We start from the raw sequence: 25756 nt of genomic DNA, 5'->3' as shown, positions 1-25756 counted from the left end.
ACGCTTTATATATTCACTTTTAACGCTTACAATTTTTATTTCTGCGACAATTCGATTCCCTCTTCACGCAATCGCTTTGGATAATCTTCTAACCAGAATGTCGCATTCGGCACATCCTTGGCACTCGGTTGATAGATTGCTGTCTTGCCAGTACCGTTTTGTTTCTTTTGTGCCTCAAAGTCTTTCAAGGAATGCAGCGCTGGCTTAATTAACAACCAAATAGCGATGAGGTTAAGCCATGCCATCATACCAACGCCTAAGTCACCCAATGCCCATGCTACATCTGCCGTTTTAATCGCACCATAACCTGTCGCACCAATTAATACCAAACGTGTGATATTTCGCCACAGTTTATTTTGACTCTTTGCTAAACGGTTAGTAATGAAGCTCACATTCGTTTCAGCGATATAGTAATATGCTAAAATAGTCGTAAATGCAAAGAAGAATAATGCAATTGCGATAAAGTACGAGCCGAAACCAGAGAACGTTGGATCAAAATGATAATGTGATCCTTGCAATGCTTTGTCAATACCTGCCTGCGCATACATCGCAGTCCCAGAATAATCCTTTGTACCATCAGCATTCTGAACATATACACCTGCATCATGAATGAGTTGCTGTCCACCATCTGCTGTTGTTTCTCCATTCGTTGTATTATAAGTACCTGATATTAAGATGATCAATGCTGTCGCTGTACATACAAATAACGTATCAACATATACAGAAAATGCTTGAACAAGACCTTGTTTCGCTGGATGAGAAACTTCTGCAGCAGCTGCGGCATGTGGACCCGTCCCTTGACCAGCTTCATTTGAATACAGACCACGTTTTACACCGATTTCAATCATCGCACCAATAATACCACCGAATGCAGCTTCCATACCAAATGCCGACTTGAATATTAATGCAAAAAGACTTGGTACTTCTTGAATATTTAAAATAATGATAACAACTGCCATCAATATGTAGAGAATTGCCATTACTGGTACAACAGCTGTCGCAACCGTTGCAATCCATTTAACGCCCCCAAAAATAATCATTACTAAAATAATCATTAATGCAATTGCAATCACCCATGTTGGAATACCGAATGCATTATGCATAGAACTCGCAATGGCATTCGATTGTACGCCCGGTAACAATAAACCTACTGATACAATCGTTACAAGCGCAAATAGAATCGCATATGCCTTACCAAACTTACCACGAATTCCTTGTTCGATATAGTAAGCAGGCCCTCCACGATACTCCCCTTCTTCTTCACGCTTAAAGATTTGTCCAAGTGCTGACTCCACATAAGCTGTCCCAGCACCTAGAAATGCGGTAATCCACATCCAAAAAACCGCTCCAGGCCCCCCGATGAAAATGGCTGTTGATACACCGACAATATTCCCTGTTCCAACACGTCCCGCAAGTGATAATGCAATCGCTTGAAAACTGGAAATACCTGTTGGTGACTTCTCGCCTTGGAACATCAGTCGAACCATTTCTTTAAAGTGCCTCAGTTGCAAGAAACGCGTCATTAAACTAAATGCAACACCTGTAAATAACAATCCGAATACAAGTGGTTTACTCCACACAATTGTATTCAACCACCCCACAATTGTTTCAACCATAGACATACCCCCATTAATTTTTATGCATTCATCCTCAAAAATATTCTGATAAATCTGACACAAGTATACACGTAAAAAAAACGCTACGCAACTTAATTTTTAACAACTTTATCTTTACATCAATAAAATTCTGACTTTTTATAAGACTGCCTTCCTACATATAAGCAAAATATAGCCGAGTTCTTTTTAGGCGTCATCAAAAATGGGACGATATAATTATGTCGATACGCATTCAATGCATCGTATATACATTAAGGCAAGCGCTTTAAAATCTTATGCTAATTCAAGCTAACACTTCTACGTTATAACAAGCACCATACATTACAACACAATAACTGAGCTTTAAACTTTAAGAGGAATTGGAACAAGTAAATCATTTTTCTAAAAAAATATTTCAACGCCATCTCATGTCCAACTTCTTCCTCATTTTTGTCTACAAACGTATAATGGCATATGTATTCGATACTGTTATGTCTCATCAATCACTATATTATACGGATGAATATTTCTTCATTTTAACAGAACATATTCAGTGATTTATTTAATATTCATAGTGATTTATGACTAAAACTTTTACTTTTTATGGTGTATCACATCTTTTATGGTTGTTATTTTTAGATTATAATGTATGTTGAAGATTCAAAAAGGAGGTACAGTGATGACCAACAAGGTATGGTTTCGATCTGGTGTAGCTTTGTTGCTACTTTTTTTATTAATTAAGTTATTTATAGACGTTCATTTTATTTTCAAACCTATCGTAGTGATTATTCAATCAATCCTACTCCCCCTTTTATTAAGCGGGTTCTTGTTCTATATTTGTTTACCGTTTCAAAAGATGATGGAGAAAAGGCATGTGCCACGCTGGGCAAGTATTACAATTATTTTACTTGTACTCACAGCTATTGGTGGTGCAATTATTGGTGTCGTTGGCCCAGTCATTGCCACACAAATTGAAAACTTAATCCACCAACTTCCATATATTCAGCGTGAAACGCAAAATCTAATCAACTTTGCTTTAGATCAACGTGATAAATTACCAAGTGAAGTAACAAATAAAATTAACGAAATGATTTCTAAGTTTGGTACGATGACATCAGATATTTTATCTAACTCTTTAAATATTGTCACAAGCTTTATTTCAACATTATTCTTACTTGTATTAGTCCCATTCTTCTTAATCTATATGTTAAAAGATCACGAACGTTTTATCCCAGCTGTTGCACGCTTCTTTAATGGTGAGCGCAAGATTTTCGTTGTAAACTTATTAAAAGACTTAAACCAAACATTGATGTCTTACATTCAAGGTCAAGTAACAGTAAGCTTGATTTTAGGTGCCATCTTATATCTTGGTTATACAATTATCGGTCTTGACTACACATTATTACTTGTGTTGTTTGCCATTTTTGCCAATATGATTCCGTTCTTAGGTCCATGGATGGCATTCTTACCAGCAGGCATTTTAGGTATTATCCAAAGTCCTACAACTTTCATCTGGGTATGTATCGTAACGCTTGTTGCACAACAACTCGAGGGTAACGTTATCACTCCAAACGTTATGGGTAAATCACTCAACATTCATCCATTGACAATTATCGTAGTTATTTTAGCTTCAGGTAGTTTAGGGGGCTTTGTCCTCATTCTAGTAGCTGTACCATTGTATGCGGTATTGAAGACGATTGTTCGCAATGTCTTTAAATACCGTCATCAAATCATGCATAAAGCACATAGTACTGTCCATGATTGATATATCGTCCATTGAGCCATTGAACCTTAGCCGTTCAATGGCTTTTTGCGCGACATTTCTCAACTTTTATAGTTATTGATTGTAAAATTTTAGTACCAGATGATAAAATTGTATTATTAGACTGATATTCAGAAAAGGAGCATTACAACGGTGATGAATTTAGAAAATAAAACATTTGTAATTATGGGTATTGCAAACAAGCGTAGCATCGGTTTCGGTGTCGCAAAAGTGCTAGACCAATTAGGTGCAAAACTGGTTTTTACCTATCGTAAAGAAAGAAGTTTTAAAGAATTAGATAAACTGATCGACCAACTGAACCAATCTGAAAAACATTGCTATCAGATTGACGTTCAAAGCGATAGTGATATTGAAAACGGCTTTGAACAAATTGGCAAAGAAGTCGGCAAAATTGATGGTGTCTTCCACTCTATCGCTTTTGCGAACGTTGAAGACTTACGTGGACGTTATTCAGAGACTTCACGTGAGGGCTTTTTACTTGCACATGACATCAGTGCTTACTCATTAACAATCGTTGCACGTGAAGCACGTAAAATTATGAATGACTCAGGTAGTATTGTCACATCAAGTTATATTGGCGGTGAATTTGCCGTGCCAAACTACAATGTGATGGGTATTGCCAAAGCGAGCTTAGAAGCTTCTGTTAAATATTTAGCTGCTGACTTAGGTCAAGATAATATTCGTGTGAATGCCATCTCAGCAGGCCCTATTCGTACATTAAGTGCACGTGGTGTCGGTAACTTCACAACTATCTTAAAAGAAATTGAAGAACGTGCACCATTAAAACGTAACGTAGACCAAGAAGAAGTCGGCAAAACAGCTGCATACTTACTCAGTGACTTCTCATCAGGTGTCACAGGTGAAAATATTCACGTAGATGCTGGATTCCATGCAGTAAGATAACCAAATAAATCGTAATCCAACTCTGCAAGTTCGACTAAAGGTATTAGTCACCACTTGTAGAGTTGTTTTTATCTGAATAAGGGTGAAAACAGCTGGTAAAAGCGTATTTTCATGCCCGTCAACTACTACCGTTAACATAAAATCTCAAACTTAAATTGAATGTTTCTATTAATACCCCGCTCTCTTTCTTAAATACTAAAAAAGGCAGAATGACTCATCATGCCATTCCGCCATAAAAGTAGTGAAGCTACCTACCGACGTAGATTGCTTCACTACCCATTTTAATGTATTTTACTAAAACATTTCTAATTCAATTTTCAGTTGATCCACATATTCCTTCGTACCTGTCACAATGAGACGATCACCATATTGTAAGTATGTATCACCGTGTGGCACGATAGACTCGTTATTGCGAATAATACGTACAAAAATGATATCTCCACCAAATGGGAAATTACGCAATTGCATTTGGTCGAATGCATAATTGTACATACCGATTTCATACAAGGATGTTTCTACGTTACTCAATAAGTTCAGCATATTCGGTGTTTCAATCATACCTTTTAATAAAATCTGATTGCTTTGGAAGTTACTGAACAATTCAATATTGTTATTGTGCAATACTTGATCTGAATCGTTCGTTTCTAAGCGACAGATAACACGTTCTACCCCATGATCTTTCGCCATAAGTGCTACTTTGCAGTTAGTCTCATCGTCATTCGTTGAACATACAACAATGTCACTGTCAAATAACCCTAGACGCTCTAATATTTCAGACTCATAATCAGCAATTTCTACCATCGTAATATCGTTTGATAATGTACGGTGATCTGATAAGTCTTTACGATAATACAACGTAACATCATACAATTGTGAACTTAAATTTTGCGCAATTGGAATGGATAGTTGGTTCTTCCCAATCATTGCCACTTTAATCGTACGCTGCATTTCATCAGGTATTGGGATAAGCTTTTTGAATACAATCGGCACAAACACACATGTAATGACTGCACTTAAAATCATAATACCGGAAATTTCTTCACGAATCGTTCCCAAACTTTCAGCTATCTTAGCAGCTGCGATAACTAGCGATAACGTTGAAGTCAATAAAAAACCTGCTGCCACTGTCGTTTTCATGTCGAACCAACGTCTAATGACCATAACCGGAATCAGTTTAGAAATAATAAAAGTTGCAATCAATACTGGAATGATTGCTAGTAACATCGGTTCTTTAATCAAGGACGGAATGTCTAAATCGACACCTACCATAATAAAGAAGATAGGAATAAAGAACCCATAACCGAACGAATCAAGTTTTTCTACTAAGTCTTGATCTGGACCTAATAACGACACAACAACACCTGCTAGAAAGGCACCCAAAATATTTTCGGCACCAACACCTTCTGCCAATGCAACTAACAGGATGATCAGCGCAAAAATCGCACGAATACCAATCTGTGTTGTACCATCCATCAATTTGCTAATAAGTGGCGCACTTTTGAACAAGCCGCCGAGGAAATAGAACAGAATCGTAAAGCCTACGAGAATCCCAATCAACCATATTGTGCCACCACCAGATGCATTAATAGCACCATATACTGTCAACAACAACATTGTGATAAGGTCGGCAAGCACAGCAACGAGAAGAATGAACTGTCCAATCGTCGTACGCATCATATTCATTTCTTTTAATGTTGGTACAACAACACCTAATGAAATGGTTGAAATAATAATAACCATTAATAACACATCATCAATTAAGCCAATCCACTTCAAGCCATATGCTAAACCGATAGATACAATCATGATTAACATAAAAACATACATGGCTAACTTCAGGTGACTGGGTTCTGTGTTCTCTTTGTCTTTTTTCGACTTATCTCTCTTAAAAGCGTTAAAATCAATCTCCAGACCGCTCAAAAACATTAAGAAAATAAAGCCCAATGTAGATAATATATTGAGCACATCATCACGATGTACCAAGTTTAAAAATGAATTTCCAATCACAATTCCCATCAATATTTCAGCTACAACAACGGGCAAGAATGTGACCTTCAACTTGCTAATAATAATCGGCGTTAGTAATGCTGCGACAATGACGACGACCAGCGACACAAATTCCATAAGTGACCTCCTTAAATGAGATAGTTCATAAATGATGTTGCCAAACCGAAGTAGATTAACATGCTGACAATATCATTGATTGTTGTAATAAATGGTCCACTTGCAACAGCCGGATCAATACCCAACTTGTTCATAAAAAGTGGTATAACTGAACCAATCGTCGTACCAACTGTCATCGCAATTGTTAAGCTTGTGCCTACAATTAACGCTAAAAATGGCTGATGATAAATCACGATAATAATCAAACATAAGGCAACTGCACACGTAATTCCTGTTAAAAAACCACTGCCTGATTCACGCAACGCGAGTTTAAACTTACTTTTCTCGTTAATTTCACCTGTTGAGATGTTACGCACTGATACGGCAAGTGATTGCGTTCCAGAATTCCCTGACATCCCACTAATGATTGGAATAAATGCCGCAAGTAGCGCAACCTTTTCCAATGTTGATTCAAAAGAGCCTAAAATCGATGCAGTAATCATGCCGAGCACTGTCAAAATCAACAGCCACGGTAAGCGTTTCAATGCCGTTTGAAAGATAGTATCATCGGTCGAATCGATATCCGATACACCGGCTAAGCGAGAGTAGTCTTCGCTCGCTTCTTCATCGATAACGTCGACGATATCATCGATTGTGATAATACCGAGCAAATGATTTTGATAATCAACTACCGGCATCGCGATAAAGTCATAGTCTCTCATCGTTTGTGCAACGTCTTCTTGGTCATCTGCAACGTTCGCACTGATGATACGCTCACTCATAATATCTTCTATATACGTATCATTTTCCGCAATGATAAGATCTCTAAGTGATAAGACACCGACTAACTTTTTCTGCTCATCTACCACAAAAATAATATAAATTGTCTCCGCATCTGGCGCTTGTTCTTTGACACGCATCAATGCTTCATGAACTGGCGTATTAACAGTCAACGAAATATACTCCGTTGTCATAATACCGCCGGCTGTATCTTCGTCGTAATGTAATAACGCTTTGATTTCTTGTGCTTCATCACGATCCATCAGCATTAAGAGACTTGCAACTTTACGCTTCGATAGTTCGTTTAAAATATCTACAGCGTTATCATATGACATATTTTCTAATACATGACTCGCATATGTCGCATTCATCTCTTCAAATAAGTCTTCATAATCTGATTCATCTATCTCCAAATGTTCAAAGAAATCCGCGACTTCTTCAGGCGATAAATACTGATACATTTTTTGACGTGTATCTGCGTCACTTTCTTCAAAATATTCACTCTGATCATAAGCGTGCATCGATAGAAATTCTTCTCGAAAGCCATCGATGTCCTCTTTTTGTATTAAGTCATCTAAGAGTGGTTTGTTGAATTTTTCTTCATCATCTTGTATTAACATTTCATTTTCTACTGACATATGCGTCACCTCCAATATTTATAACTTATTAAGCCATTCTCCAAAATCTGGCATATCACACATCACCCGCACACGCTTTTCAGTCATTGGATGGGCAAACTGAACTTCTGCACATTTCAACAGTTGTGTTTGAAAATGCGCATGTCGTGTACCATACAGGCTATCACCAACAATACTATGTCCGATATGTTGAAAATGCACACGTATTTGGTGCGTCCGTCCTGTCAACAATTGAACACGGCACCAACTATATTTGTCTGTTACCCGTATCGGTTGATAGATTGTTTTCGCATGCTTTCCTTCTGGCGTCACAACACGATTAATAATACTATCAGACGCTCGACCAATTGGCGCTTCTATCACACCTGCCCCTTCAATCCGTCCACAACACAGACATTCATATATTTTATCAATTGATGTCTCTGCCATTAAATGATGGATATGGCGCGACTTCGCTATCACTACAATTCCCATTGTGTGACGATCTAAACGTGTCACAATATGTGGAATGCCTCGTTCATGTTGCTTTTGCATGTGCGCAAGTGCTTGTTCAACGAGACTTTCATGCGGATGTTCTCGTGACGGCGCACTATTTTGATGTGCAGGTTTCGCTACAATTAGCAACCACGCATCTTCGTATAGAACATCAAGCGGTTGATCATAAGGAATCAACGCCGCACTTGGTTGTTCTATTGGCAGACTCACAACCACCACATCTCCTGGTTCTAATACATGTCTCACCGTGCGAGGCATGCCGTTAATGAGTAAAGCGCCATCTTGTTTAATGGCGCTGATTGTCTTTTTCGAAAAACGTTGTTCATATAAAAATGTTTTGAGCGTCTGTCTTTCTGTTACAGTGTATTTAAATATCATGCTTCGTCTCCATTGGAAATAAACGAATCGTGCACGCGCTTCCAGAACGGAAATGGACGAAATCGGGCAAAACGAATTTTTTCGTTTGCAACACGATATTGGATAGCATTGACATTCTTATGCTTGACGCTGATATGATCAATCGTTGTTAATATCACATCATGGTTAACAGGCTTAATATGACAAGTGTGATGTTTCGGCAATACGAGTGAAGAACCCACCGTTCTGAACACTCGGTTGTTAATAGAGGCAATCTCTGTAATTTGAATTGCTTCTAACGATGGATGTATCAATGCGCCCCCTAATGCCTTATTATAAGCTGTTGACCCAGATGGTGTAGAGATACAAAGGCCGTCGCCACGAAAACGCTCAAAATGCTGTCCACGAATGTCCAAGTCAACAACCAATGTCGTGCCATTCTCCGTCTTCATCGTTGCTTCGTTTAATGCTAGATAGCGCGTTTCATAACCATCATCATTATAGCGCACAATTATTTCTAATAATGGATATTCTATCACTTGAAACTCTGAATTGTGAATATCGATAATCAGTTTTTCAACTTCGTGTGGTAGCCAATCAGCATAAAATCCTAGATGACCTGTATGTATCCCCACAAATGCACAACGTGATAACATATGACTATATTGATGGAATGCCTGTAATAACGTGCCATCCCCTCCGACAGATATGACAATTTCAGGATTTTCCTTGTCTTCTACCATCTTGAAATCCTGCATATGTCGCATCATCTTATATTTCAGCGCTTCTGACTTCGCATCTCCTTTTGATAAGATGACATAGCGCATAGCTACACCTCACTGTCTTCATGCTTATGTGCACGTTTTTTAGAATAATATTTCTGTGCCTCTTGAATTTCATCTCTGATTTCTGACATTTCTTCATCTAACAAAAATGCCGCTTCAGCTGCTCGTTCAAGACGATTTTGAATTTCTGGTGGGTAATCACCATCATATTTATAACGCAATGTATGTTCAATCGTCGCCCAGAAATTCATCGCAAGTGTTCGAATTTGAATTTCTGCGAGTACCGTTGTTTTACCATTCAACGTCTCGATTGGGTAAGCGATAATCACATGATATGAGCGATAGCCACTTTGTTTCGTATTGCTAATATAATCACGTTCCTCAACCACTTTAAAGTCTTCACGCTGACGTAACAGTGCTACGACTTTGTCAATATCTTCTACAAATTGACACATCATGCGCAGACCAGCGATATCATACATCTCTTCTGCCAAATGGTCGAATGGAATGCCCCTTTTGTTTGCCTTATCAATAATACTCGTAATCGGTTTGACACGTCCAGTCACGAACTCAATGGGTGAATGATGTTCTGTGACTTCGTATTGTTTACGCAATCCTTTAAGTTTAATCTTCAACTCATCAATTGCTTGGCGATAAGGTGCTAGAAAAATATCCCATTGATTCATAGTTCTTCACTCCGCTTCATACTAGTTCAAACGTTTGTTCTACGGCTTCTACAAATGGTTTACCATAATTTGAATTCCCTTCAATGTTATCCAATAAATAATCTAACTCTGATTTGAAATGTGTCAATTCCAATGAGTCGTTTATAATAACCTTTTTATCACGATGTTCATGCAACATTGACCATGTCTCTTGAACAAAGATCAAATACGAAAACGCCGAGCCATCATCTAAAAGGTAAACAAATGCATAGTTATCACTATCAACAATCATCTGCCCTGCTTCCGTAAATCCTTCTGTTGATGCTTCCGTATAACATAAAATACGATCATCTTTGATTTTAATCTCATTGACATAAATACGCATAGGTACTCCTCCTTATCATGTTATAGTTTAACACAATTTCAACGTCGGCTCATCGTTCAATTACGCTTACTGTAAAATCCTTTTCTTGGTCATCTATGTATTGCATAATAAGAATTAAAGGAGTGACCGACATGGCTTTAGAACGAGAAATTGAATTCAAACAACTACTAGATAGAAAGACATATACTAAAATCCAAACAACATACTTCCCCAACGTCCAACCTTTCACACAAACGAACTACTACATCGATACACCTGACTTCCAGATTATACAGCACAAAATGGCATTACGCATTCGTATACGAGAAGATAAAACACATGAGATAACATTGAAAGTTCCCGCTGAAGTCGGGCTTATAGAATATAATCATTCGACATCATATCAACCTCTTCAAGATACATTATTACCAGCAGCATTGTTACCAAATGATATTACAGACGTATTGCACAGTCACGACATTGATATATCTCAACTCACGGTGCTTGGGAGTTTAACAACACATCGCTTAGAATATCATCATACATCTGGACTACTCGTCTTAGATCATAGTGAGTACTTAGGAACAGAAGACTTTGAATTAGAATTTGAAGTATCAGATGCTAAGGCTGGTTATGAAGCATTCCAAAAAATCTTAGCAACCTATCAACTCACACATCAACCACCCTTTAATAAAGTACAACGTTTTTTCAACGAACGACAAAAAATGAAAGAATGTTGAGTTTGTACAAAACCAAACGATGACTTAGGTGGCAAAGCAATGCCTCATTTTCTAACAAGATTCCGTTAATCTGCATGCATGAAATAATAAAAAGAACCATTAGCACTTGTAATGATATTGCTAAAGACGTAGACATATTTAATTTGCGCACCGGGAAACTGATAAACGATGTTTCCCTCTTTGCCAAGTTAAGATAGCGGTTTCTATTGATATTCAAATGTCCGAATGAATCTCTAGCATATCGTTCATCTAAGTATTATAAAGATCGATTGGTACCGATATAAGTGTTTTTACTTTGAAATGGAAAAATTCATGTTATATTTATATATATAATGAAATATAAAGGTGATACGCATGACACAAACGCCTTATGAAATAATCGGTCAAGATGCTTTGTACCGTATGATAGATTATTTTTATACGTTGGTTGAACAAGATACACGCATTAATCATTTATTCCCCGGTGACTTTGCAGAAACAGCACGTAAGCAAAAACAATTTTTAACGCAATTCTTAGGTGGTCCAGACCTCTATACACAAGAGCATGGTCATCCAATGTTAAAAAAACGCCATATGCCCTTTGTCATTGATCATGATGCTAAAGATGCGTGGCTAGAAAACATGCACACTGCCATCCAGACAGCACAGTTCCCAAATGGTGTAGGTGATTATCTGTACGAAAGACTGCGGTTGACTGCTAACTATATGGTCAACACAGAAAACTAATTGAAGGTGAAGCGCAATGACGGAAGAATTGAAGGTTATAGCGAGTAGTTTTCATAATAATTCAGACCTTTCGCCTGTAAGCAAAGTCGAGATTTATTCATTTTTTGATCCATTTTGCAAAGACAGCTTTAAGCTATCCGCTATTTTATCTAAGTTAAGAATTGAATATCAACAATATATCTCTATTCGTCATATTCTGAACCCATCTCTGCGTGTTCTTACTAAGTGCCAAGCGCAAAGTACATCTGATCGTGACAATATCGCACTTGTGTTCAAAGCGGCCGAATTGCAAGGACGCTCGCGTGCTCATCGCTTTATGCATTTGTTGCAAAATGAGATTATTCCCAAATGCGATATTATTACTGAACAAATGATTGCGAAATGTATTATGAATGCAGGGCTTGATTTGAACGTCTTTCAAGAAGATATTCAGAACAGTAAACTGCGTGATAGTTTAAAGATTGACTTGCATATTGCGCGTGAGATGGATATTGAAAAGGCACCATCACTCGTCTTTTTTAACGAAGATGTACAAGAAGAAGGTTTGAAGGTAGAAGGTCTCTACCCTTATCATATCTATACGTATATTATTAATGAGATGATTGGTATGCCGATAGAGAAGAACTTACCTCCTACCCTTGCTGACTATATTCAGCAAAAGCAATTAGTAACAGAAGAAGAATTACTCACAATATATGAATGGCCTGAACGAACGTTACACAAAGAATTAAAAAAACTTGCCTTACAGCGCAAAGTTGAAAGGCTTTCTTATGCTGATGGAGAATATTGGAAATCACGCATATAATACTTATGGTAAATAGAACGTTGGGCAACGAGCTTTATTCCTACATGCTCTATGTTCATTTAGCGCACAATCGGCTTATACTGATCGTGCGCTTTTTGTCCATCAAAGATTGTAATTTCTATAAGATTTTTTCACCTAACCCATTTACATACTTCTATATCTCCTTCTTCTTGCCTTTTAGAAAGATTTCCTTTTATATTTCATCGCATATTGTCTCATTATGGTCTATATAATAGATTTCAACAATAACATATTTTTGACAAAACACATGCTTTAATATATAAAATTAAACTATGACTAAACATAATGTGCACAATATTTTTACTTAATAATTAAAAATATAAATACGACATATTTTTTTCAATATTTGTTCTATGCAAGGGGGTTTTTCTATGTTTCCAAAAATTTATTATTTATCCGAACCAATGACACAGCCTCTGCGCTGTTTTGACAGTGTTATTCTGGTGCTTTCATTAGAGGGTGAGATTACCATAAAAAAAGATGGAACTCTGTATAGTGACGATTCGCTGTACTTGATAAACGAATCCGAACTTTATGAAATTCAGTCAAGATCTGCACTTTTATTTTACATGCCAAGTGAACTATTCAGAGCACAAAAAATTGATATTTTTGACCAACATTTTATCATGCAACAACCAGATATTATTGAGACCAACCTTATTATGTTATTCAACTTTTATCAAAATCAAGAACACACCTCAGAACCCGCTCAAAAGTTATTAGCACATATTCTACAAGATATCACACGTGCTAAATCACCGATTAGTCAAACTTCATCAGATATTTTAGATGGCATGATTGAGTTCATACACCAAAATATTCAACAACGTGTCACACTTGAAATGTTATCAAAAAGATTTTATGTCTCTACATCTCATATTTCAATGTTGTTTAAAAAACGTTTGAATATTAGCTTTCATGAATATACCTCATCGTTAAGAATTGCCAAGTCTATGAAAGAAGTCTCAACGTATGACAAGAAAATCAAAACAATCTCCAATGTTTGGAACTATCCAAACTCAACAAATTATATTATTCACTTTAAAAAGTATCTCGGTGTAACGCCTAAAAAGTATAAAAGTCTGTCTATCAAAGCGAAAAATATTCCATTAAAGACGCTTGTATCAGACTATGACACACTCAAACAAATTAAATTTGAATCGTTTGAAAAGAAAAAAGATATCTATGTTATGATTGATGACTCGATCATTACAGATCGCCCGTTCTCATACTTCAATCTCATTGATATCGGTCCATATGACAATCTTGAGATGATTATCAATGAACCAATTTTTAGTTACAAAAACTTCTCAAACTATAAACTCACATCGTATATATATATCAGTGAATCGTTTGAACATGTGATGGATGATTATAAACATGAAGGCATTACAAAACTGAGAAAGCTCTTAAAAACACATGCGATTGCGCTAAAACTTTCGAATATTGAAAGCTATCACTTTATCGAAAATATTATTGAAGAGTTGCATTTTTTAGAGAGCGAACATCTACCAACATCTAACAAAAAAGGACAACTTTTATTGTTGCTAGATATAGATACAATCTCACTCACAGACATGAAGTGCATAAAAAAGGTAAATTATGATACAAAAATCTTAAAAGCTGTCGATATTACAGACTTTTTCATTCATAAAAAAATGCTGAATGAAGCAATTTTGCATTTAAATCCTGACTTTTACACAATCGACTTTAAAAAGATCAAACAATACTATCAAAATAAACAACATCACTTATCATATAGTAAGATACAAGCATCACTCTTTGATTTCATGTCACAAAACAAAGTAGGCCAAAAAATAATCTTTGTTAATTATGATGAGTTTTATACACCTACCACTCTGAGCAATAAAGGGCTCTTTTTAGAACAATCATTGAAAAGTCGAGATTTTCTTGCTGGTGCAACTATTCATTTTATGCAACCTTTCAATGCAAAACAAAATATCTCAATTTTTGATAACATCGAAAATAAAACAACCTTTTTCTTTTTAGGTATTATGCTATTGAACTTTTCGAAATATGCTTGCTACTATGGTGATCAATACGTTATTACACGCACATTGCATGGTTATAATATACTTGCCTATAATACAGCAGACTATACACGTAACTTTCATATTAAGATACCTAATAATGTACAGCAAACAAACTTACTTATTTCAATAGAGATTCTAAACAATGAATACGGCGATGTCGACAGCATGATCGATCATACTGTCACAAATAAACGGCACTTCCCTGACTCTTTGAAGTTCAAGTTAAGTCAATATAATAGTCCACATATCACTGTCCAACAACACGACTTTGATCAAGGCTCTTTTACTGCAACTGTACCACCAAAATCTATCGCATTAATCACTATTTACACATGAGATTCACCTTTTATTTCAGAACATACTCAGACTTTCCTTTTCAAATCTGAGTGTGTTCTTTTTATATTTTTAAGTTAAAACAATATTTTTTCACCCCTACCCCCATTTAAATAAATACAGAAACTATGTACACGATATTATTTCAAAAAAAAAAAAAAACAATGTACATTTAATATTTTATTTATAGTTAAATGAAATTAGCAAATCAATACTTAATAACTAAGGGAAAGGAAAGAAATTATGAAAAACTTCCAACAATACAAAAAGTATGACCACAGAAAACAAATTTTTGGTATTCGTAAATTTTCTTATGGTGCTGGATCGGCAGTTTTGACAACATTGTTATTTTTAGGTGCCGCACATAGTGCACAAGCTGCTGAAACTACTGAATCTGAAGCAACTTCTACATCTACAGAAGAAATATCAGCACAAGCACAAGAAACTTCAACACAAGAAGCTTCAACTTCAGAACCAGATACACAAGTTGAAACTCCAAAAAGTGAAGAAGAAACAACTGAGGCAGATACTCCTACACCAGAAAGTACGGAATCGGTACAAGAAAACACTGAAGAAGTCTCTGAACCAGAAGAGGATATAACATATGTACCAGCAGAACCAGGAGAAGATAGAGGTGGTTTAGCAGATAATGTTGCGACAATTGGTGGTGGTGGCGTCAACGTAACACCAGGATGTGCTAAAATTCAAAAAGATGGACGTGTGAAATATGACTATGAAGTATCATTAAACCCTGTATTATCAAGTGATCATATTCAAACAGGTAGTACGTTTAACATCACGATTCCTAAGTTTGCAGAAAATGTAAAATTCACATTAATTGGGACACGTGAATCCGAGACAAGTATACCTCACGATGTCAATATGGAATTAGGTCAAATGACCTACGAAGAATATGAAGATGGTTATGATAAAGTAAAAGGTGAAAATCCTAATTTTCATAATATCCCAACATACGAAGAATATTTAAAATTAAAAGAACAAGGCAAAACACCCGTTTCAGTTGTAGAAGCTGATATCTACAAAGACGAAGATGGCTATATCATACCATCATCTGGTCAAAAACTTGCTGGATTAGTTCGTTCATTTGCGGTTAATACATTAGTTCGAGGACCTATTGGCTTGAAAGTAGAGTTTGATATTTCAAAAGAACAATATGAAAAAACACCTTACTTACCATTGGATGCGCGCTTAATGTGGAGATCATTTTCTGAAATAAATGGTATTAACCATTATGATACAGGTTCACAAAGTCTGGATGATTATAGACCTTCAAGCTCACTGACATCTGAAAATGATGGTCCTCAATCTACATCATATTACTATGTTGAAAACCCTGAAAAAATTCAGCTCGGTGATTTTGATGAGCATGGCTTTTATGGTCAACCAGGAATAGGCGTTACACGCAATATGGGACACTGGAGCAAAATTGGTTCTGACATTAGCTTTTCAAGTTTTAATTATGTAGATAAATTTAACCTTCATGGTAGTCCTGCAATAGAATTTTGGGCTCCATCAGACGAAGATTTAGCTGATATCGCTGTTGTAACACTTTGTGAATTAGAACCAGGTCATGAGGGTGACGGTGACGCTGATTCTGACGCTGATAGCGACTCGGATTCTGATAGCGATTCTGACTCGGATAGTGATTCAGATTCTGATAGTGACTCGGATTCTGATAGCGATTCTGACTCTGATAGCGATTCTGACTCTGATAGCGATTCTGACTCTGATAGCGATTCTGACTCTGATAGCGATTCGGATTCTGATAGTGACTCGGATTCTGACAGCGATTCTGACTCTGATAGTGACTCGGATTCTGATAGCGATTCGGATTCTGATAGTGATTCAGACTCGGACAGTGACTCGGATTCTGATAGTGATTCTGACTCGGACAGTGACTCGGATTCTGATAGTGATTCTGACTCGGATAGCGACTCAGATTCTGATAGTGATTCTGACTCGGATAGCGACTCAGATTCTAAAAGTGATTCAGGTACTGGCTCAGACAAAGATGGGCAACCTGGTAAAGGCTTACCAGATACAGGTAATACTTCAAACGGCACTTTAATCGGTTCATTATTTGCGGCACTTGGTTCATTGTTCTTAGTTGGACAACGTCGTAAAAAACATAGTGAAAAATAAGAAATATAAAGAAAAGAGGCGTCATTTAGTTGATCGCCTCTTTTCTTTATAATATGAATAATTTAAGTTCTTTACCTTTTGACAATGAAAATGGCACATACATTTCACCTCAGCCAACACACTTTCTCCATTATTTTCTCATTTTTACTATTAATAGCCTATTTTTCTTTTTTCACATATCACACACATCCCTTTATCTTAGGTTATTCAGTTTCTGTTATAGTGATATATACCTAGTTTTATTTATAATATAGTTACATTGTAAGTTGAAATAGCTGTCTTCGTTGAACATATGCCCCATGATGATTGTCACTTTTGGCATACTAAAAAAGGCGAATGACTTATCAAGCCATCACACCACAAAGATGTAGAACCTTATCTTAATATATGCTGTAAAACCCAAAAACGACAAAAAAACGCCGTGCTCTAACACGGCGCTAAACAAAGGGGATGGGAGAAATTTTTCACTTCAAACAAAGGGGTATGTTTGTTATGTGATTAATTTCATGCTCATAATATATCATGCTGAACTCTATGTTTCAACCTTTTAACTTGTAAAAATTAAACTTTTCACAAATTAGACATATTGGAAACGAATTCATTTTATAAAGTGTCCATAAGCGCTTCGAATGCTTCTAACTTTTGTTCAAATACATGCAGTGCATCTTCAATTGGTTGTGGTGTTGTCATATCTACACCCGCATTTTTTAATAACTCAATTGGATAGTTTGAACTACCTTTTTTCAAGAATTCATTAATATATCGTTCAACAGCTGGTTTACCTTCTGTTAAAATTTGATGGCTCAAGCTTTGTGCTGCACTGTAGCCTGTCGCATATTGATAAACATAATAATTCATATAGAAGTGTGGAATGCGTGACCATTCTTTACTAATGTGTTCATCTGTTTCAACAACATCACCAAAATATTGACGGTTCAACTGTGCATATTCTTGATTCATGCGCTGTGCTGTTAATGGCTCACCCGCTTCTTCAATTTCATGAATTTTGTGTTCGAACTCCGCAAACATTGTCTGACGGAAAAGTGTCGCTCTAAAACGCTCTAATTCTTGGTTCAGCAACAATAGACGACGTTTATCATCTAGATTCTGTTCCATATAATGGCTCAATAATGCTTCATTACAAGTTGATGCAACTTCCGCAACAAAAATTGAATAACCACTATACGTTGATGATTGGTTTTGTCTACTGAAATAGCTATGTGCTGAATGGCCAAATTCATGTACAAGCGTATATAAATCTGAAACTGTGTCTGACCAATTCAACAAAATAAATGGATTTGTTTGATGTGAACCTGATGAATAGGCACCTGAACGCTTACCTTTATTCTCATAAACATCCACCCAGCCATTATTCAAGCCTTCTTTCAGCACATTCAAGTACGTCTCGCCCATTGGTGCCAAGCCGTTTAGCATCCACTCTACCGCCTCTTCATAAGGCATCTCGAACTTAATATCTTTCACAAGTGGCGTATACATATCGTACATTTTCAAATCATCAATACCTAATAACTTTTTACGAAGTTCTGTATATCTGTGCAACAATGGTAAATATTTGTGTACCGTTTTTACTAGATTATCATACACAGCTTCAGGGATATAGTTGTTGCTCAACGCTTGTTCACGTGCTGTTTGATAATTGTGTGAACGTGCATTGAAAACATGTTTCTTCACTTCCCCTGCCAACGTCGCACTTAATGTATTGTTATAAGCACCGTAAGCTTTATAGACATTTTCATATGCAGATTGACGCAATTGTCGATCATCTGACTCTAAATATTTGATAAATGTCCCTTGCGTCAATGGATGCTTATTGCCATCCTTATCCGTTACATCTTCAAATGTTAAGTCTGCATTATCAAACATGCTGAACACATTGCTTGGCGTTGACAATGCATCTTGTGCTTCTGTCAACAACTTCTCTTTGTCCGCATCTAACACGTGTGGACGTTTACGATTAATCATCTCTAAAGCAAATGCATAGTGCTTCAATCCTTCATGCTCATCTAAAAATGACTGAATCGTCGCCTCCTCAATCTGTAACAATTCTGGCACTAAAAAGCTCCACGCCGAGCTATATCGGATAATTAATTGATGTGCACGTGATTCCAGACCTGTGTAATAATCATTACCTGTATCTTGATCTTGCTTCAAGTGCGCATAGACGTATACCGATTCTAAATCTGCTTCAATCTCATCTTGCAATTGTAATGCAGCGTATAATGTTTCTGCACTATCGCCTAAATGCCCTTTATATTGGGCTTCTTCACCAATACGACTTGCTATCTTATCATATGCCGCTTCCCATGCCGCATCATCTTTGAAAATAGTTGTCAAATCCCATGTGTAGTCCGGAAACTTTTGTTCTAGTTCTTCTCTTGTCTTTTGATTTGCCATACTTTTCCTCCTCAAATTGTGAGATAATTAGTATTATTTTCTCATTTTTAAGCTAAAAAAGCACACGATAGCCTTATAATTTTAAAATTTTTTTGTAACGTTCAATTAAATGGGCAGTCAATTCGCGTTGTGATACATTACCTATCGCAAACTGGCGGAACTTAAGACACTGTCGCATAACTTCATATGGATTGCCTTGCTGACTTAGTGCTTCTAACACTTTTAGTTGCCACAGTACAGGGTGTGTGTAAATATACAACTGTTCAGGAAAAATAAAACCTGTCAGTTGCACCACTTGTTCATCACTTAGCTGCATGCGATACATCGCTGACAATGTAGGTTCGTGTACGCTATCTTTACGTCGACAATACATTAAATATCGCAAAATGCGCACCGTCGCTAGCTTACGAACAGTCATCATTTCAGACAAGTCAGCGATAACTTCCTCTACTAACTGCGCATAACTAGCTTCCTCACAATCCGCCACAAATTGACGAGCTGTAATACTCATGAGATTACGTAAGCGATAGAGCTGATAGGTTGTTGGATGAATCCCATACATCATATGCCTCTTAGGATGAATACATGCTTGCTGCAATTGGTTAAATACATACACACCTTGACGATATCTCGGTAACATAGTAAGCCATATGACATGATAACCTGCACGCACTAAGCATTCTGTTCGTTGACGCATCTGTTCAACTGGAATCACACTGAGTTGAATCTCCAGCGCCGTATTGTTCACAACAATGTCCGGTATTTGTTGTATCTCTGACAAATAAGGTTCTAGTTGCACATGATGATATTTACGTGATAATACATGATAAATATGCGCTTTCAACTTACAATGCAACGCTGTCTCTCCAGTGCCTTGATGGTGACACTGATGGCTGTGCGCAAAGTGGGCAATATTTTTTCGACCTTGCTTTAACACCATCTGTTCTTCACATACTGGACAAAAATAACACATATCTTTTTGGGCATGTTGTGCTAAAATCCGCTCCTTATGTTCGTTATAAGCTGTTAACATCGCAATCACCTCACCCTATAACACGCATACATATCACAATTTACTAATAAAAAGACACATAACAGACTTCGCTTAGTCTATCATGCGCCTTAATCTTATCATTCAATTATAATGTAAAATAACGTTTCACCTGTTCCACTACGTTATAACCCATCACAATCTTACCATAGTCATCAAGATACACTTCCGTTTTATCACTCAATGACGCAAACTCTAACATTTGGCTATAAAAGTCGTGTATCTCATCTTCTGTGACACGTGTATCAAAATGAACGACATAATAATATTGTTGATCTAGCATATAAAGCAAATCTTCAAAATTCGTCAGCTGTTGATTGTTACGATGTGCATACGCAATCACTGACTCTAAGTCTTCAAACTTAAAAATAGCTGTATGCGTCAACGACATATGACCCGTTGATGCGCTTTTACGTGTTGCTTTCGCTTGTTTTGATGTATCTATCTCTTCAGATTCTTCTTGTTCCTTGAATGATTGTGATAATAAGTCACTTAAATGTTTATCTATTTCTTCAAAAGTACTCACATCATCAGACATATCCATATCTGCTTCATTTTTAGATTTAGAAATCGTAACTTCTACACCTTTTTCAAATGCATGCACTTGAATCCATAGAGGTCCTTCTACAACGAAGTCTTCTTCTTCATTCACTTCTTCCATCACAGACCAGAAAAATTCTTCACCGCGTTTACGATTTGTCCATAAATCTTCACGTCTGAAGCCACGTTCCTCGATATCTGTGTAAGTAATAAAAAGTTTCACCGTCATATCATCAATACGCTCTATTCTCATATCATCACACTCCCTTACAGTTGATGAATAGTAACCCTATTGTATTCAATCATCTTCCAAAATACAATTTTTTTGTCTCTACTATACGATTGCTAACTTTCTCACCCTCATTATAACATACTGTCAGAGTAACCAAATGAAAATGTCTAGAATATACGGTGTGAGGAAAGCGCCTAATATCAAATAAATCATCCTCAATATCTGAACTGTTAAACGTAATAGTTTATCCCCAAAATCTTTTCATTTAAGCTAACAGCACGCATGTAGACTTCATCATTCCTATCTTTCAGCACACAAAAAACAGCACGCATGCGACGCACTGTTTCGGGTCTATCCACGGACGCAATCTACCATGAATAGTGGAGTATGTTAATAAAAAAGTGTCTTAAAAATTAAGTTAATCTACCATACGTTGTGCTTCAAGTAATTGGAACGTACGCACTTTGCGTGGTAGGAAACGGCGAATCTCATCTTCGTTATAACCAACTTGTAATCTTTTCTCGTCTAGGATGATTGGACGACGTAAGATTCCAGGGTTATCTTGGATGATTGTGTATAAATCTTGAAGTGGTAAGGAATCGATATCAACGTTCAACTTTTGATATGTTTTTGAACGTGTTGAGATAATCTCATCAGTTCCATCTTCAGTCATTTTTAGTATCTCTTTGATTTCATCTAAAGTTAAATGCTCAGAGAAAATATTTCGCTCCGTATACGGAATGTCATGTTCTTGTAACCATGCTTTCGCTTTACGGCAAGATGTGCAACTTGGTGAAGTAAATAATGTTACCATACATCTCACTCTCCTAGTTAATGAATTAAATTCATTTAGTTTTAACGCTTCATTATTGACTGCACAATATAGGTCAAAACGTTATAAAATCTTTAGCCCTTGTCTTCTAACGTTATGATTATATTATATGTCCTCAACATTAAAATTAAATGAGAAAACAACAATTAAAATTTTTTATTCAAATAATCAGCCTTTAGTCGTATGACGAGCCTAACTAAATGCTACTTATACCTTATCACAAATTACAAACAATTAAAATACCACAAATTTTAAGTTTAAGTTAACCACTTAGTAACTATCGAGGTCCCTATAAATTTTGGCTGTCGAATCTGTTAAAGATTGATTAATTTCAGTTCATCTAGCTTTAACAGATTACCCAAGCTAAGCGTATATCCTTTTGTTTTGAATTTATAATTATGGAAAGAATGTGTTTTCATAACTTGTATATGATACATGAGAATAGAATTGTTTGGGAGTCAACTGTTTTGCGAAAGTGACTAACTAAATTATCTTCTATTCATTACTTATTTATACGAGGTCGATTTTTCACTGCGACGACACGCACTCTAAAGTTACAATTCATCTTCCTAAGCTTCTTGTATGAAACCTAAACGCTTTAAATATTGGAAAGAAATCTTATTTACACCGCTTAATTCATGAAATTGTTACTAAATACATTAAATCATCCTATATACTGACACTTCTTTACGTCTAATCTATAAGCTTTATTCATAGGAAGCAAACAGAACAAATGTGTTTATCCTATACTTTTTAATTATATTGATATTTTCCAACCCCTATTCCCATTTAAATAAATACAGAAACTATGTACACGATATTATTTCAAAAAAAAAAAAAAAAAAAACAATGTACATTTAATATTTTATTTATAGTTAAATGAAATTAGCAAATCAATACTTAATAACTAAGGGAAAGGAAAGAAATTATGAAAAACTTCCAACAATACAAAAAGTATGACCACAGAAAACAAATTTTTGGTATCCGCAAATTTTCTTATGGTGCTGGATCGGCAGTGTTGACAACATTATTATTTTTAGGCGCAGCACATAGTGCACAAGCTGCTGAAACTACGGAACCTGAAGCAACTTCTACATCTACAGAAGAATCGTCAACACAAGAAACTTCAGAACCAGATACACAACCTGAAACTCCAAAAAGTGAAGAAACAACAACTGAGGCAGATGGCCCTACAACAGAAAATACTGAATCGGTACAAGAAAACACTGAAGAAGTCTCTGAACCAGAAGAGGATATAACATATGTACCAGCAGAACCAGGAGAAGATAGAGAAAAGTTATCAGAAAATGTTTCGACAATTGGTGGTGGTGGCGTCAATGTAACACCAGGATGTGCTAAAATTCAAAAAGATGGACGTGTGAAATATGACTATGAGGTATCTTTAAGTCCCATTTTATCAAGTGATCACGTTCAAACAGGTAGTACTTTTAACATCACGATTCCTAAGTTTGCAGAAAATGTGAAATTCACATTAATTGGGACACGTGAATCCGAGACAAGTATACCTCACGATGTCAATATGGAATTAGATCAAATGACCTATGAAGAATATGAAGATGGTTATGATGAAGTAAAAAATGAAAACCCTAATTTTCATAATATCCCCACATATGAAGAGTATTTAAAATTAAAAGAACAAGGCAAAACACCTGTTTCAGTTGTAGAAGATGATATCTACAAAGACGAAGATGGTAATATTATATCATTATCTGGTCAAAAGCTTGCTGGATTAGTTCATTCATTTGCGATCAATACATTAGTTCGAGGACCTATTGGCTTGAAAGTAGAGTTTGATATTTCAAAAGAGCAATATGAAAAAACACCTTATTTACCATTAGATGCACGCTTAATGTGGAGATCATTTTCTGAAATAAATGGTATTAACGATTATGATACAGGTTCACAAAGTCTGGATGGTTATAGACCTTCAAGCTCACTGACGTCTGAAAATGGTATTTCTCAAGATACATCATATTACTATGTTGAAAACCCTGAAAAAATTCACCTCGGTGATTTTGATGAGCATGGCTTTTATGGTCAACCAGGAGTAGCAGTAACACGTAATATGGGACATTGGAGCAAAATTGGTTCCGATATTGGTCCCTCAGGTTTTAATTATGTAGATACTTTCAATCTTCATGCTAATCCTTCAATATCATTCTTAGTTCCAACAAACGAAGATTTAGCTGATATCGCTGTTGTAACACTTTGTGAATTAGAACCAGGTCATGAGGGTGACGGTGACGCTGATTCTGATTCTGATAGTGATTCGGATTCTGATAGTGACTCGGATTCTGATAGCGATTCCGACTCTGATAGCGATTCTGATTCTGATAGCGATTCTGACTCTGACAGCGATTCTGATTCTGATAGTGATTCAGATTCTGATAGTGATTCCGACTCTGATAGCGACTCTGATTCTGATAGTGATTCCGACTCTGATAGTGACTCGGATTCTGATAGCGATTCAGACTCTGATAGTGACTCGGATTCTGACAGTGACTCGGATTCTGATAGTGATTCTGATAGTGATTCTGATAGTGATTCTGATTCTGATAGCGATTCTGACTCTGATAGCGATTCTGACTCTGATAGCGACTCGGATTCTGACAGCGATTCTGACTCTGACAGTGATTCTGATAGTGACTCGGATTCTGATAGTGATTCCGACTCTGATAGCGACTCGGATTCTGACAGCGATTCTGACTCTGACAGTGATTCTGATAGTGACTCAGATTCTGATAGTGATTCCGACTCTGACAGTGACTCGGATTCTGATAGTGACTCGGATTCTGATAGTGATTCCGACTCTGATAGTGACTCGGATTCTGATAGTGATTCGGATTCTGACAGCGATTCCGACTCTGATAGCGATTCCGACTCTGACAGCGATTCAGGTACTGATGGGCAACCTGGTAAAGGCTTACCAGATACAGGTAATACATCAAACGGTACTTTAATCGGTTCATTATTTGCGGCACTTGGTTCATTGTTCTTAGTTAGACAACGTCGTAAAAAGCATCAAGAAAAGTAATTGAAATTAAAGAGATAAAAGGGGCAGTCTTTATTGGCTGCCCCTTTTATCTCTTTAATTTCCTATGCTATTTAAATAGGAATATACAGAACAAAACATATTTATCTTATACTTTTTAATCATATTGATATTTCCTAACCCCTACCCCCACTTAAATAAATACATAAACTATGTACACGATATTATTTCAAAAAAAAAAAAAAAAAAAACAATGTACATTTAATATTTTATTTATAGTTAAATGAAATTAGCAAATCAATACTTAATAACTAAGGGAAAGGAAAGAAATTATGAAAAACTTCCAACAATACAAAAAGTATG

At 36.4% G+C, this 25756-nt stretch carries 19 protein-coding genes; 8 read left to right on the top strand and 11 right to left on the bottom strand.

The features are described from left to right. Positions 1–35: 35 nt before the first annotated feature. Positions 36–1616 carry an alanine/glycine:cation symporter family protein gene (locus tag NXS11_RS06945; RefSeq protein WP_259200093.1) on the bottom strand — a complete coding sequence of 527 codons (1581 nt, stop codon included), beginning with the start codon at positions 1614–1616 and terminating at the stop codon, positions 36–38. Positions 1617–2274: 658 nt separating this feature from the next. Here NXS11_RS06945 and cozEa point away from each other — a divergent pair. Continuing rightward, a complete protein-coding gene (cozEa, locus tag NXS11_RS06940) occupies positions 2275–3360 on the top strand; it encodes a lipoteichoic acid biosynthesis protein CozEa (protein WP_259200091.1) in 1086 nt (361 codons plus the stop codon). Between the two features lie 150 nt (positions 3361–3510). Then, entirely contained in the window at positions 3511–4281 is a 771-nt protein-coding gene (gene fabI / locus NXS11_RS06935; protein ID WP_259200089.1) for an enoyl-ACP reductase FabI, read from the top strand. Between the two features lie 294 nt (positions 4282–4575). Here fabI and NXS11_RS06930 read toward each other — a convergent pair whose 3' ends face one another. Genes NXS11_RS06930 through NXS11_RS06905 form a run of 6 tightly spaced genes read right to left on the bottom strand, consistent with a single transcriptional unit; the run spans position 4576 to position 10489 of the window. After that, complete coding sequence (locus tag NXS11_RS06930; protein ID WP_259200088.1) at positions 4576–6405, bottom strand: monovalent cation:proton antiporter family protein; 1830 nt, start codon at positions 6403–6405, stop codon at positions 4576–4578. An 11-nt stretch (positions 6406–6416) separates the two neighbouring features. After that, a complete protein-coding gene (mgtE, locus tag NXS11_RS06925) occupies positions 6417–7802 on the bottom strand; it encodes a magnesium transporter (RefSeq protein ID WP_259200087.1) in 1386 nt (461 codons plus the stop codon). Between the two features lie 18 nt (positions 7803–7820). Further along, complete coding sequence (locus NXS11_RS06920) at positions 7821–8675, bottom strand: RluA family pseudouridine synthase (RefSeq protein WP_259200086.1); 855 nt, start codon at positions 8673–8675, stop codon at positions 7821–7823. Continuing rightward, on the bottom strand, positions 8672–9481 hold the full coding sequence (locus tag NXS11_RS06915) for an NAD kinase (RefSeq protein ID WP_259200085.1): 810 nt from the start codon (positions 9479–9481) through the stop codon (positions 8672–8674). Before NXS11_RS06915 ends, NXS11_RS06920 begins: the two co-directional genes overlap by 4 nt. Before the next feature lie 2 nt (positions 9482–9483). Further along, positions 9484–10125: a GTP diphosphokinase gene (gene yjbM / locus NXS11_RS06910; protein ID WP_259200084.1), complete on the bottom strand. Its 642-nt coding sequence runs from the start codon at positions 10123–10125 to the stop codon at positions 9484–9486. Positions 10126–10141: 16 nt separating this feature from the next. Further along, on the bottom strand, positions 10142–10489 hold the full coding sequence (locus NXS11_RS06905; RefSeq protein ID WP_259200083.1) for a UPF0738 family protein: 348 nt from the start codon (positions 10487–10489) through the stop codon (positions 10142–10144). Positions 10490–10620: 131 nt separating this feature from the next. On the opposite strand from NXS11_RS06905, the gene NXS11_RS06900 reads away from it, so the two are divergent. The 5 genes from NXS11_RS06900 to NXS11_RS11090 all read left to right on the top strand — a co-directional run bounded on the left by NXS11_RS06900 (position 10621) and on the right by NXS11_RS11090 (position 17310). Next, positions 10621–11208 (top strand): CYTH domain-containing protein, encoded by a 588-nt coding sequence (locus NXS11_RS06900; RefSeq protein WP_259200082.1) that lies wholly within the window; start codon positions 10621–10623, stop codon positions 11206–11208. 354 nt (positions 11209–11562) lie between these two features. Next, the gene (locus tag NXS11_RS06895; RefSeq protein ID WP_259200080.1) at positions 11563–11934 is read left to right on the top strand and encodes a truncated hemoglobin YjbI; all 372 of its coding nucleotides are present in this window, start codon (positions 11563–11565) and stop codon (positions 11932–11934) included. A gap of 16 nt (positions 11935–11950) precedes the next feature. Beyond that, positions 11951–12739 carry a protease adaptor protein YjbH gene (yjbH, locus tag NXS11_RS06890; RefSeq protein WP_259200079.1) on the top strand — a complete coding sequence of 263 codons (789 nt, stop codon included), beginning with the start codon at positions 11951–11953 and terminating at the stop codon, positions 12737–12739. Positions 12740–13131: 392 nt separating this feature from the next. After that, positions 13132–15150: a helix-turn-helix transcriptional regulator gene (locus NXS11_RS06885; RefSeq protein ID WP_259200078.1), complete on the top strand. Its 2019-nt coding sequence runs from the start codon at positions 13132–13134 to the stop codon at positions 15148–15150. Between the two features lie 240 nt (positions 15151–15390). Next, positions 15391–17310 (top strand): YSIRK-type signal peptide-containing protein, encoded by a 1920-nt coding sequence (locus NXS11_RS11090; RefSeq protein ID WP_444544737.1) that lies wholly within the window; start codon positions 15391–15393, stop codon positions 17308–17310. A gap of 603 nt (positions 17311–17913) precedes the next feature. Here the strand turns inward: NXS11_RS11090 and pepF are convergent. The 4 genes from pepF to spxA all read right to left on the bottom strand — a co-directional run bounded on the left by pepF (position 17914) and on the right by spxA (position 22362). After that, positions 17914–19725 carry an oligoendopeptidase F gene (pepF, locus tag NXS11_RS06870; RefSeq protein WP_259200077.1) on the bottom strand — a complete coding sequence of 604 codons (1812 nt, stop codon included), beginning with the start codon at positions 19723–19725 and terminating at the stop codon, positions 17914–17916. Between the two features lie 73 nt (positions 19726–19798). Continuing rightward, positions 19799–20758, bottom strand: a complete 960-nt coding sequence (locus NXS11_RS06865) for a competence protein CoiA (RefSeq protein ID WP_259200076.1) — start codon at positions 20756–20758, stop codon at positions 19799–19801. Between the two features lie 106 nt (positions 20759–20864). Next, on the bottom strand, positions 20865–21569 hold the full coding sequence (gene mecA / locus NXS11_RS06860) for an adaptor protein MecA (protein WP_259200075.1): 705 nt from the start codon (positions 21567–21569) through the stop codon (positions 20865–20867). A gap of 397 nt (positions 21570–21966) precedes the next feature. Continuing rightward, on the bottom strand, positions 21967–22362 hold the full coding sequence (gene spxA / locus NXS11_RS06855; RefSeq protein ID WP_044360477.1) for a transcriptional regulator SpxA: 396 nt from the start codon (positions 22360–22362) through the stop codon (positions 21967–21969). 946 nt (positions 22363–23308) lie between these two features. On the opposite strand from spxA, the gene NXS11_RS11085 reads away from it, so the two are divergent. After that, entirely contained in the window at positions 23309–25435 is a 2127-nt protein-coding gene (locus NXS11_RS11085) for a YSIRK-type signal peptide-containing protein (RefSeq protein WP_373319387.1), read from the top strand. Positions 25436–25756: the final 321 nt, after the last annotated feature.

Origin of the sequence: Staphylococcus americanisciuri, from assembly GCF_024814435.1 — a bacterium.
Classification (GTDB): Bacteria; Bacillota; Bacilli; order Staphylococcales; family Staphylococcaceae; genus Staphylococcus; species Staphylococcus americanisciuri.
Note: the sequence above shows the minus strand (reverse complement) of the source record. Positions and strands in the feature narration are given on the sequence as shown.